The sequence below is a fragment of the Devosia albogilva genome, assembly GCF_042685625.1.
In the GTDB taxonomy this organism is placed as follows: Bacteria; Pseudomonadota; Alphaproteobacteria; order Rhizobiales; family Devosiaceae; genus Devosia; species Devosia albogilva.
Window position 1 is genome coordinate 2,741,597 of sequence record NZ_JBHUNP010000001.1, and the last position, 13,400, is coordinate 2,754,996.

4 protein-coding genes are annotated in these 13,400 nt (G+C 61.0%); 3 read left to right on the forward strand and 1 reads right to left on the reverse strand.

From position 1 onward, the window contains the following. Nucleotide 1 precedes the first annotated feature (1 nt). Together pelG and ACFSX5_RS13770 are read left to right on the forward strand one after the other, a co-directional pair. On the forward strand, nt 2-1,396 hold the full coding sequence (gene pelG / locus ACFSX5_RS13765; RefSeq protein WP_386834181.1) for an exopolysaccharide Pel transporter PelG: 1,395 nt from the start codon (nt 2-4) through the stop codon (nt 1,394-1,396). Next, nucleotides 1,393-1,995, forward strand: coding sequence for a hypothetical protein (locus ACFSX5_RS13770; RefSeq protein ID WP_386834182.1), 603 nt, complete (start codon nt 1,393-1,395; stop codon nt 1,993-1,995). Before pelG ends, ACFSX5_RS13770 begins: the two co-directional genes overlap by 4 nt. Before the next feature lie 10 nt (nt 1,996-2,005). Here the strand turns inward: ACFSX5_RS13770 and ACFSX5_RS13775 are convergent, their stop codons facing one another. Then, on the reverse strand, nt 2,006-3,460 hold the full coding sequence (locus tag ACFSX5_RS13775; protein ID WP_386834183.1) for a sensor histidine kinase: 1,455 nt from the start codon (nt 3,458-3,460) through the stop codon (nt 2,006-2,008). Nucleotides 3,461-3,860: 400 nt separating this feature from the next. Here ACFSX5_RS13775 and ACFSX5_RS13780 point away from each other — a divergent pair, with 400 nt between their 5' ends. Further along, nucleotides 3,861-13,382, forward strand: coding sequence for a peroxidase family protein (locus ACFSX5_RS13780; RefSeq protein ID WP_386834185.1), 9,522 nt, complete (start codon nt 3,861-3,863; stop codon nt 13,380-13,382). The last annotated feature ends 18 nt before the right edge of the window (nt 13,383-13,400 follow it).

Genomic DNA, 13,400 nt, shown 5'->3' on the forward strand with positions numbered 1-13,400 from the left:
AATGGCTGGCATTGGCTTTGCGCTCCAAAAACTCAGCAGTCGAAACAGCCTGGCCTCGAGGTCGATGGCCGGCGCCCACGCGGTCCTGATCGCGTCCGGCCCCTGGATTGTCATCATGAGCGGTCTCGCCATCCTGTACTTTCTTAGCAGGCCGGTTCTCGAAGGCTCCGAACTCACGACTTTCAGCATCCTGGTAATCTATAGTTTTGCCCTTTCACTGGTGATTACGGCACCGATTTCCATGGAGGCCACCCTCAGGGTCTCGGCCTTGCTGTACAGGCGCAGGTTCGAAAGGGTGCAGGATGTGTATCTCGGCGCCCTTGTTGTGGCGACACTTGCCGCGCTCGCGATTGGAATGTTCTTTGTCTTCGTCTTGCTGGACCTTGAACCTGGCATCACGGCCGCTGCCATCGTCTGCATCGTACAGGTGAGCCACCTGTGGCTCGCAATGGCGTTCGTCGCCGCGATCAAGCAATACGCCGCCGTCACCTCGGCCTTTGCAATCGGTCTGAGCTGTTCAGTTGTTTTCGGCGTGGCTGCGGCACGACTAGGCTATGGGCCGGCAGGCATGCTGGTCGGCTTCAGCATCGGGCTTGCGGTGGCCTTCTGCGTCCTGAATTTCCTGATCCTTCGCACCTTTCCCGCAGAACGGCGTCCCTTGCGCGATACGGCGGCATCCCTGCTCTCGCAGCGGCCACTATCAGCCACTTTCTTCGCTGCCAGCCTTGCGGGGGCGCTGGCAGTCTGGATCGACAAGATCGTCGTCTGGCACTCCGCCGAGGCTGCTTCGGTGCAGCAGGGACTGCTCTATGCGCCTCGCTACGACAGCCCGATGTTCATCGCCTATCTGTCGATTGTTCCGGTCATGTCTGTCTACGTGGTCTGGCTTGAAACCACCTTTTTCGACAGTTACCGGCACTACAGGGACATCGTGCAGTCGGGAGGGACGTTGCGCCAGCTCGAGGAGCAGCGTCGCATACTGGCCCGGGACACCGTTGATGCGCTGTTCACCGCCTTTCTTGTTCAACTGGCCATCAGTGCAGCCCTGGCGATCCTGGCGCCGGTAATTGCCTCCTGGATAGGACTGCCACATGACGCGGCGACGGTGCTTCGTCTTGCCTTCCTCGGCGCCTCCTTCCACCTGCTCTTCCAGGCCAGCTGCAGCGTCATTCTGTTTGTTCAGTATGGGCGCGTGTTCCTGATCCTACAGGTGCTGTTTCTGGGGTTGAACGGAGCCATAACTGCGCTGATGTTGGCCAGCCCTGACCATCTCGGGATGGGTTATCTGCTCGCGTCCGTGGCCGGCGGAATCGCCGCTTACGCAGCCATGCGGAGAACACTGAGCGGCCTGCACCGGCTGACCTTCATCACCAACAACCCATCAGTGGCAAGATGACCATCACCTCAACGCCCCTGTCTTCAGCGCATGTGGCGCCAGCTACCAGGGATGATCACTCCCGCCTGCTGCTGCTCGCAGAAGCGATGATCCTCCTGGGCGCGCCGGCTCTCTTGGAGTGGCTGAATCTAGTGGATTTCGGTCAGTGGCCCCTGCACCCATTTCTCTACGTCACCATCCTGCTGGCAGCACAATACGGGATAGAAGGCGCCGTTCTGGCAGTGCTGGGCGGCACCCTTCTGAGCTGGCTTTCCGGTTGGCCAGAGCGCCCGCTGGGCGTCGGGTATCAGGACTTTTTCATGACACTGTGGCTGCAGCCACTCACCTGGCTCTCCGCAGGGCTGCTCGTGGGGATCGTGACCTCAAGCCGCACGCGCCTGCTGCGGGAAAAAACGGATCAGCTGGCGCGGTCGCGAGCAGCCGAAGGTCTTATCGCCAGCCAGTTCGAGTTCCTCGCTGAACGCAACAGAAAGCTCGAGCGCACACTCGCGGGGCTCGGGACAGATGATGCCGATGAGGCGAGCTCGGGGGACGATGAAATACGGCTGTCCGAAGTGGGCACACGGCGGCGGCCGGCGCTGCCGAAGCCCGCCAACTGAGCGCAGAAGCTCAGTCGGCAGTGCGGGGAGGCGAATCCGGCCGCAATGTTATGGGCGCAACCATGGTCTGCCGCTGCCCAGAGGGATCTAGCCTGCGCAGGTTGAGCCACATCTGCATCCGGGCAAGCCCATGCTCCTGGATGAAGGTGAACTTGCCGCCGATGCTCTGGACGCGGGCCCGGAGGCCGTGCAGACCGAGCCCATGTGATTCACTGGCATGGGTTGACCGTTCGCCCTCCACATAACGGTTCTCTACCGAGAGTGTTAGTGTGCTCCCCCTGCATGCGGCTGTGACGGCTATGCCTTCAGCCAAGCCGTGGTGAAAGCCGTTGTTCAGGCCTTCCTGTACAAACCGGAAGACGCAGACACTCACTGTCTGGGAAGCATGGATGTTCGGGATGTCGATGGTTGTGGTGACGACGCATCCGGTGTGGCGAATGTGAAGGTCCACGGCATTCTGGATGACCTTGTGAAGGTCAAGATGCTCCAGTTCCGGCAGCACCAGCCCCGCCGCGATATCCCGCATGTCCCGCAGCGCTTCACCGAGGGCCGCCTCCATTTGATCGAGGACCTGTGCTCGCTCCTTCTTGTTCGCAGCCCGCCGTACCTGTTCGATATTGAGGACTGCCAGGGCGATGTTCTGCGCCGGGCCGTCATGCAGGTCGGTGCCGATGGTGCGAAGATGCTCATCGGTGAACCGGGTGACGTTGCGTGAGAGGACTTGCGCTTCCTCCTTGAGCTGTCGATAGCGCTTGGCAAGATACTGGCTCTGACTAAGTCTTCTTTGCAGGGCCCTGTGCTGGCGCTGGATGGTTCGACTCCCGCTTCTTACGATGCCGTACAGACCCGTGATGACAATGGCGGAACTCGATCCGATCGCAGCCCACGTGGTGAGTGTGACCCACATCAGCACCCGTTCCAGCGGGGCAGTGGATTCGCGCAGTTGCATCGCCGCCACGACGGCCCCCGTCACGGGGTCGGTAATGGGCACGTAGATTTCGAGATAGTCTGCTGTCAGTCCACTATGACGAAACTCGGCGGAATTCATGTCGGTGAAGTCAGCAAGCGCGCTGCCTGCCAGCGCCTGGGCTACATCGATGGGGAGGTCGTACGGGACCGGGCCAACCTCGTGCAGGTTGGAAAACTCCACATCTCCATCTAGTCCCCAGATCGTCACGTAGGGAAATTGCGCCAGAAAATCGGGCTCAGCCGTCAAATGTTGGAAGATGGCGAGGTAATCCGATCTATCTCCCTCGCGACCACCGAAGCCCGTCAGGGCATTCGATATCACTGCAGCTATGGCGCCGGCGTGCCGCTCCACCATTGCATTGGTGACTATTGTTGTCGTGAGCACGCCGCACAGCAGTAGGGCCGGCAAGGTATAGAGGGCGCCAGAGACAGCAAACTTCTGCGCCAGAGTGAGATTTGCCCAACGCTTTCGGAACGTATGGAGGCGTTCGAACAAGTTATTTGGCTCTCTATTGGGGCATGAGCCTAGCACATCCGGCGAAGCGGTCAAATAAAGGAGCCAGAGTCGCTTCATGGCGCTTCAAGGTTTCCGAATATTAGGTTTGTTCGGCGTGCCCAGTGTCGCAGCCTGGGAGCTGCCCCCGCGGCAGCCAGGAAGTGCTGAAAGCCTCACTGGCGTCGGCCTGGCGTTGATCTCCTCCGTGAGCACAAGCGTCAGACCTAGGTCTGATCCGATGTAGACCAAAGTCCCCCCTCCTGCCCCCGACCTTCGGGCAATCAATCGCCAGACCATCGCACCTGACGATCCCCGCAGACTTGATCGACACTGCGTCATCGAAGTTTCCCGCCAGGGCGGGGTAAGCGGGCACCAGAACGGCTCGCATGTGGAGGGACAAATGGCCGTTAAGTTGAACCAGCACGATCTCGAATTCATCCTCAAGCAGATCAAGATCGCCGAGGCGCATGCGAGCGGCATCCCCCTCAACGAGATCCGCGTCAACGCGGCCGGCGAGTACGGCACCGAGGGCATGCTCGCGATCAGCCAGCCGCACCTCCCTTACGGCTTGCGCACCGTTGACGGCAGTTACAACAACATCATCCCGGGGCGCGAGCTCTGGGGCGCCGCCGATCAGACCATGCCGCGCATGTTCGAGCCAAGCTGGCGCAAGGAAACCGATGGCGACCAGTTCGATCCGGATGGTCCTACCGGCCAGTCGCCGACTCAGATTGACGGAAACTACAGCAGCGGCGGCGAAACTGTGGGCACCGGCGGCAACGTTGTCGACGCAGACCCACGTCTTATTTCCAATCTTATCGCCGATCAGTCGCCCAACAACCCGGCGGCGCTGACCGCCGCTCTCCGTTATGCGGGCCACGAGGGTGACCTGACTGCCAAGATCGCGCAAATCCAGGAGCCATTTGCCGTTCTGCACGCTGTCAAGATCGCGAACGCGAGAGTGGAAAGTTGGCAGAAGATGCAGCTCGACCTGCAGGCAGCCCTGGACGCCGATCCTCCGCCCGCCGCCGAAGTGGCAGACCAGATTTCAGACCTGTTGAATCTGATTGCGAATTTCCGTTTGCCAGCGGCGATTGGCCTGGCGTCCGAAGCGACGGCCGCCGCCAATGCCTATCAAGTGACCGTTCCGGACGGCGACGACGCAGGTACCGAGCCCGATGTCGTCATTGGCGCGCAGAACGTTCTGAACCATGTGGCTGCCGAACTCGGTATCGAGTTTGAATTGGACGGCACATCGCTCAAAATCCCGAATGTCGCGCCGGACGAAGGGCTGTCAGCCCCGTTCAACGGGTGGATGACCTTCTTCGGTCAGTTCTTCGACCATGGCCTGGACCTGATCTCGAAAGGCGGTGAGGGCACCATCTACGTCCCGCTCCAGCCCGACGATCCGCTCTACGTCCCCGGTGGTTTCACCAATTTCATGGTGCTGACACGCGCGACCCAGTTCAACGTAGGGCCGGGCGCGGATGGCATCCTCGGCGATGACCCTGGCACTCCAGACGTCAACGAGGCGGCGGACGATGTCCGTGAAAGTATCAACGTCACGACCCCCTTCGTCGATCAGAACCAGACCTACACGTCCCATCCCTCGCACCAGGTCTTTCTGCGCGAGTACAAGCTGAATGCAAATGGCGAGCCGGTGGCTACTGGCCATATGCTTGACGGCGCCAATGGTGGGCTCCCGACTTGGAAGGATGTGAAGGATCAGGCGAGGGAGATGCTCGGGATTGAACTCACGGACCGTGACGTCTTCAATATCCCGCTGATCCGGACTGATCTCTACGGCAAGTTCATCCCGGGAGAGAATGGCTTCCCGCAGGTGATCCTCGACATCGGCTATGACGGCATTCCGAACACGGAAGATGATATCACCGTCAGCGGAACGCCGGGCGCTCCGGTGAAGCTAAACCCGGCCGAGGGCGGCACCGAGCCGGTACGCACCTCGCATTCCTTCCTTGACGACATTGCGCACAATGCCGTGCCGGTGCTGGACACTCAGGGCTTCTTGCGGCCGGACGGGGTTAACACTCCGGCCGATCCCGCCGGCAATGCGGTCCAGTTCAACCCTCTGACTGGAAAGAACACCGAGTACGACAACGAGCTGCTCGATCGCCATTTCGTCACCGGTGACGGCCGCGGCAACGAAAATATCGGCCTGACCGCCGTCCACCACGTCTTCCACTCCGAGCACAACCGCCAAGTGGACGTGCAGAAGCTGGAGATTCTGAAATCAAAGGACGTCGAGTTCATCAATGAATGGCTGACCGAGGGCCTTGAGACGCTCACGCCGGCGCAGTTGGCAGCTATCAACGCCGGTGGCGTCGCCCTGGCGGTGCTGGCTGGCGTCATCAAGGCCGCCGACCTGACCAGCGCACAGCAGGCCGCCCTGACAGCTGCAGGGGTGAATCCCGCAGATCTTGGTCCTGCTCTTTCGTGGAACGGTGAGCGTCTGTTCCAGACGGCGCGCTTTGCGACCGAGATGCAGTACCAGCACCTCGTCTTCGAAGAGTTCGGCCGCAAGGTTCAGCCGATGATCGACCTCTTCGTATTCAACACGCAGACCGACATCGACCCGGCGATCTTCGCGGAGTTCGCTCACGTCGTGTACCGCTTCGGGCACTCGATGCTGACCGAGGACATCTCGCGGCTCTTCCTCGAAGACGGGGTGCCAGTCCACTACGTGCCGCGTACCGACACCAACGGCGATCCGGTACTCGATCCTGACGGAAACCAGTACATCGATGCCGTTCCAGTCGATGTGCAGAACTGGAACCAGGACATCGGCCTCATCGAGGCGTTCCTCAACCCGGTCGAGTTTGACCAGAATGGCACGATCTCACATGACCAGGCCGCGGGCGCGATTTTCCGCGGCATGTCCCAGGTCCGTGGCAATGAGATCGACGAATTCGTCGTCGATGCGCTGCGCACCAATCTGCTTGGTCTGCCCCTCGACCTGGCGGCGGTCAACATTGCACGCGGTCGTGACACCGGCATGCCCACCCTGAACGAGGCTCGCCAGCAACTCTACGCCGCGACCACCTCGACTTTCGTCAAGCCGTATCAAAGCTGGTCGGAACTGGCGGCCAATCTGAAGAATCCGGCATCCGTGATCAACTTCATTGCCGCTTACGGCAGGCATGCCTCTCTTGTTCTGCTTGAACATGCGACCCTGGAAGAGAAACGGGCTGCTGCTACGCTGCTCGTTCTCGGAGACGGCGACCCCGCTGGGGATGTGACCATCAACGGGGAGACGTACACCGATCGCCTGGACTTCCTCAACAGCCTGGGCAACTGGAGTGCTGAAAACAGCGGATTGAATGACATTGACCTATGGATCGGCGGCCTCGCTGAAAAGCAGATGCCATTCGGCGGCATGCTTGGCTCGACCTTCAATGCCGTATTCGAAGCACAGATGGAGATGCTGCAGGATCTCGACCGGTTCTACTACCTGACCCGTACGCAGGGCCTGAACCTGCTCAATGAGCTGGAGAACAACGCCTTCTCCAAACTGGTGGCTATCAACTCCGACATGGTCGATCCGGGTCTCGACGGTATCCGTGGCACCGACGACGACATCGAGAGCGGTATCCGCACCGGTGTAGATCCCTTCGCAAAGCACGACCATGTGCTCAATATCGATCCGGCCAAGCAGATCGAAGCAGACCCCGAGCATGATGATGCTGCCCTGAATGCCATGGGCATGACCAAGGTTCAGCGCGATAACCTGCTAACGGCAGAAGACGAGACGGGGCTCAAGAACTACATCCGCTTCATTGGTGGTGAGCACGTCGTCATCGGCGGCTCCGAGGGCAACGACACCATCATTGCTGACTACGGCGATGACGCGATCTGGGGCGGTGGCGGCGACGATCGGATCGAGGGCGGGGCGGGCGTCGACCTGATCATCGGCGGTGCGGGTGATGACATCATCACGGACAGCGGCGACACCGGCGACTTCATCAAGGGTGAAGATGGCGACGACATCATTGCCAATTCCAACGGCCTCGACGTGCTGATGGGTGGAGATGGCAAGGACGTGTTCTTCGTCGGTGTGGACGGCACCGAGGTGTTTGCCGGCGAAGGCGATGATTTTGTGCTCGGCGGCGCCGATCATGACTTTCTGCTCGGCAACGAAGGAAGCGACTGGATGGAGGGTGGCGACGGCTTCGACGTTCTCAACGGCGACAACTCCGAGCTCTTCTTTAACTCCACCATTCTCGGTCACGACGTGCTGTTCGCCGGCGAAAACGAGAACGATTTCGACGCAGAATCCGGCGACGACATCATGGTGCAGGGCGAAAGCGTCATGCGCAATGAAGGAATGTACGGGTTTGACTGGGCCATCCACAAGGGCAACCGTATCGCCGCGGACTCCGATATGCGGATCCCAATCTTCACCACGGTTGCCGACGACATCCTGCGGGATCGCTTCGACCAGACCGAGGCGCTCTCGGGTTGGATCCACAACGATGTGCTGAGGGGTGACGATCGAGGCAGCAAGGAGGAAATCGAGACCGAACTCGATATGACCAACCACGAGCTGAGCTGGGCCGGCGTGGATCGTATCGATGGGCTGGAAGAACTCCTCGGCGAGCTGCTTCACCCCCGTCCCACCGAAGCAGGGGTCGATCTCGAAAAGGCGGTTGCCTTCAAGGCTGGCAACATTCTGATCGGCGGTGACGGCAATGACACCTTCGAAGGTCGTGGCGGCGACGACTTCATCCATGGGGATGCCTGGCTGAACGTTCGTATTCGCATCACCGGCCAGGAAACCGTGAACGGCCGGGTTGTCGGCCAGTCCAACAGTGCCGAGAACGAGATCGCGACGGTCGATACACTGAAGCACGTCTTCACAGAAGCGGATGCGGCTGACCCAAGCTGGGTCGGTAAGTCGCTCTACGACCTGATGATGGCGCGGATCATCGTGCCGAGCCAGATGCATATCCAGCGCGAGATCCTTTATGACAAGGATCCCTCGGACAACGTGGACACCGCGGTCTTTGCCGGTAACCGGGACTGGTACGAGATTACCGAGTTCGAAGACGGCAAGGTTCGCGTGGCGCGCCGCGAGATGGAAGAGGTGGACCCGCAGATCGACGAGGGGGTGGATACGCTCGTCGGTATTGAGCGGATTCAGTTCTCCGATCAGACTGTGGTCCTCCAGCAGTCCGGCAATCATGAGCCCATCGGGCGCTTGGTCATCGATGGCCTGCCCGCCACAGAAGGGCGGGAACTCTCAGTTCACGCCGACAATGTTTACGACGCGAACAACCCGGGACCGGTCGGCAGCGGCAACGTACCCAACATGACCTACCGCTGGCAGATCGAACGCAACGATGGCACCGGTGACTATATCAACATCCCGGGCGCCTTCGGGACCACCTTCACGCCCAGCGATGAGCACACCGGGCTCCGTATCCGTGTGGTGGGCACCTATCTGGATGCCGGCGGGGTGACCGAGACCGTGATGTCGCTGACCACAGACGTGGTCGTCGGGACCAATGACGAACCGGTTGGCCCCCTCCTGATCAGCGACATGTCGCCGACGGAGGGCCAGACGCTCACCATGACCGTGGCTTTCACGGACGCGGACGGCATTACCGACGCATTTGAGGAAGGGCTGATTGCCTATCAGTGGCAGTGGGCTGACTCGCCTACCGGCCCCTGGAACGACGTTGTTGGAGCAACCGGCTTGTCCTGGACCATTCCTAGCGACAATGGAAGCACCAGCAACGGCACCGACTTCGCCGGACGCTATATCCGAGCGGAGGTGACCTATACCGACGATCTCGGAAACGAAAAGATCGTCCACTCGGAAGTGACCGGCGTTGTCGGCGAGCGCTTCGACGCTAATCTTACGACTGGCGAACCGACCACCTTGATCGGGACGGTGGGGGACGACCGCTTTATCGGCGACAACAGCCCCGAAACTCTAAACGGTGGAGCCGGCAATGACATCCTCATTGGCGGCAGTGGCAATGACAGTCTCAACGGTGAGGACGGCAACGACACGCTGGATGGCGGTGAAGGCAATGACACCTACAATGGTGGCAACGGGGACGACACTTTCATCTATCGCAATGGCGAGGGCGATGAGTCCTTCCAGGGGGGCGCCGGCAACGACACGCTGAGCTTTATCGGCGACAATGACGACGATACGCTGGACGTCACCTTCAACGGTACCACCATCACAAGGCTCGAAAGCTCAACTGCAATTGACAGCGTCGAGCACTTCGAGGCCGACATGCTGGATCATGCCAGCGAGGTGGGCGGCGACACCCTCAATTACCAGTCGGCGACAAGTGTCGGTGTCCAGGTCAACCTGCTGACTGGTGAAGCTTCAGGCTTCTCCTGGATCCGCAACATCGAAAACGTCGAAGGTGCCAACCACGACGACACCCTGATCGGCAACAATGAAGCCAACCGGCTGTTCGGGGACGGCGGCGCCGACGTCCTCCGAGGTGGCTTCGGCAATGATGACCTCGAAGGTGGCGACGGCAATGACCTTCTCTATGGTGAGAAGGGTGACGACCTGCTGGATGGCGGTGCCGGCAACGACCGCATCGATGGCGGGGATGACAACGACACCGTGACCTATGCCTCTGCTGCTGCAGGGGTCACCGTGACACTCGCCAGCACTGCCACGACGCTGGCCGCGGCCATGGCCGAAGGCGCCGAGGATCTGCTCGTAAGCATCGAGAATCTCACTGGCAGCGCGTTCAACGACACTTTGACCGGAAACGCGGGCAACAACGTCATCGATGGTGGCAGCGGTGCTGACACGATGAGCGGTGGAGCCGGCGATGACACCTACATCGTCAACAATGTGTCGGGCAGCGGCGAGCCTGGAACAGACACCGTTATTGAGAACTTCGACGAGGGCATCGATACCGTCATCGTCACTTCCGCCGTTCCAAACTACACGCTCGGCGCGAACGTCGAGAACCTGACAGCGCTCGGCGACGCGTCCGGCACGACCACCCTTAATGGCAATGAGCTTGGAAACGTCATCACTGGAGGCGAGGGCGACGATAATATTTCGGGGTTGGGCGGCGACGACATTTTGGTCAAGTCCGCAGGAACGGACAGGCTGGATGGGGGCGTCGGCTCTGATACGCTGGTCCTGACTGGTGCCCTTTCGAGCTATGGCTTTGCTCACAACGGCACCAATCCGACGGTTGGCGATTTCAACAATGGGTCGATCACCAATGCCAGTTCACTGATTAGCATCGAGAGAGTGCGTATAGGCGGGCTCGACTACAATCTGGCCCTGGGCACGAACGCAGCCAATGGCACGGCTGGGTCCCGATTTACCGGCGGATCCGGAGCGGACTTTGTTGTGGGTTTCGGCGGCAACGACTTCCTTGGTGCCGGCAGCAGCAACGACATCCTGATCGGCGGTGATGGCAACGACAACATCGCTGCGGGCGATGGCGACGACATCCTCATCGGTGGAGCAGGAAGCGACACGCTTGATGGTCAGGGCGGCACCGACACTGCCGACTACAGCCAGTCCAACGCCGGCGTGATCGTGAACCGGGCCAGCGACACCGCATCGGGAGGGCATGCCCAGGGTGATACTCTCAATGGTATCGAGAACGTCATCGGTTCGGGTTTCAACGACACGCTGACCGGCAATAACGCTGCCAACGTGCTGACTGGTGGCGCCGGCAACGACGCGCTTTCCGGCAATGGTGGCGCCGACACTCTGGTCGGCGGCAGCGGAGACGATAGCCTGGACGGCGGCAGCGGAGACGACGTCCTGACCGGCGGCAGCGGGAACGATACCCTGACAGGCGGTAGCGGCACGGACACGGCAGTCTATTCCGGAGCATCCAGCAACTTCGTCATCAGCTCCTCCGGCAACAGCATCTCGCTCACCTCCATCGCAGGGAACGAGGGTGATGACACACTGACCGGCATCGAGCGGATTCAGTTCGCTGATCGTACCGTCGTGGTAAACACCGGTACGGCGGGTGCCGATACCATCACCGCGCCTGGTGCCATCGGCCAGATTATCTTTGGTCTGGGCGGAAATGATGAGCTCAGGGGTAGCGAAGGCGACGACATCATCATCGGCGGCGCCGGGGACGATGTGCTGTTCGGCAGCGACCTGCCCGAGGGCGATAATGCCACGACGGGCGCAACCGACAACGACACCTTCATCTGGAATGTCGGCGACGGCAGCGACGTGATCAATGGTGGGTTCGAAGGCGCTGGTGGCGACACCCTTGTCGTCAACGGCAACGACCAATCCGAGATCTTCCGCATCTACACGGTGGACGAGGCGATCGCCCGCATCGCCTATGAAGATGGCGACATCGGCGGTGATTTCGAAGCCGAGATCGTGATCACCCGTCAGGTTGGTGCCGGCGATGAGACAGTCATTACAGCAATGACTGACATCGAAGAGATCATCATCAACGCAGGCGACGGCATCAACAGCGTACAGATGTTCGGCGACTTCAGCCTGACCAGCCTGCGGCCCAACACGATCACCGTCATCGGCAGTGCCGGAGACGATACGGTCGATATCTCGTCCCTGCTGTCGGCGCACCGCGTCGTCTTCAAGACGGGTGGCGGCAATGACGTGATCATCGGCACCCTGCGCCCCCAGGACGTGGTGGAACTTCCCGCCGGCAAGACCTTCGCTGACTACCAGATCGTCACGAACGCCGACGGCTCGACCTCCGTGACCAGTGGCGGCCACTCTGTGACCTTCTTCAGCCAGGGCGGTCTGCCGCAGTTCGAGCCGGGTGAAGGTTCCTCGGACGAGGATGATGACGACGAAGCGCCTGTTACGCCTTCGCCTGTCGATCCCACCGACGATGACGAGGATGATCACGGTCATCCTGATGATGATGATGATGATGATGATGATGACGAGGAGGACGACGAGGAGGAGGACGACGAGGAGCACGGCCATTCCGGTGCGGATGACTGCGACAGCGAGGAGCATGACGATGACGACGCCGAGGCTCCCGTGCCGTCGTCCGGCCAGGGCCGCTCCGTAGGCACCGCTGCTGACGACGTGCTGCTCGGCACCTCGGCTGGCGACCTGGTGTTTGGCATGGCCGGAACCGATTACATCGTCAGCGGCGGCGGTGCCGATGTGGTGCGGGCTGGCTCGGGCAACGACTTCGTCGATGCCGAGGGTGGTCGCGACATTGTCTTCGGCGAGGACGGGGATGACGACCTCTTCGGCGGTGCCGGCGACGACATGGTCTATGGCGATGCCGGAGCCGACCGGGTGTTCGGCCAGGCCGGAAATGATCTGCTGACGGGCGGTGCCGGCAATGACTCGGTGTTCGGCGGGGCAGGCAATGACCTCTTCGCCGGCAGCCTCAACGATGGCGACGACCTCTACTATGGCGGCGACATCTCTGGCGACGAAGGTGTCGACACACTCGACCTTGGCTTCCTGACCGAGGATGCCGTGGTTGACCTGGGCACTGGCGTCGGTGGCCGCGGCAGCGCTGTGTCGAGCCAGAGCGGGATCGACGCCCTGTGGGGTGTCGAGAACGTGGTGACGGGCTCGGGTGACGACCGGATCACAGCCAGCAATGCGGTCAACGTGATGGATGGCGGGCAGGGTGAGGACGTGTTTGTCTTCGGCTCGAGCGCCGCGGCCCATGGTGACACCATAAGGGGCTTCCAGCCGGGCGACAGGATCGACCTGTCCGGGATCGACGCTGACGCTGGCACGGACGGCAACCAGGCCTTCGAACTGGTAAGCGGCTCCAGTGCGACCGCGCCCGGCCAGATCGTGGTCACCCACGAGACGCGGGAGGATGGGGAATACACCATCGTCTCGGGCAATACGGCTGGGGACGGGGCGCCCGAATTCCGCATCAGCATCGCTGGCAACCAGCAGCTGACCAGCACCGACTTCAATCTCTGACGATTGCGGGCCCGGCCG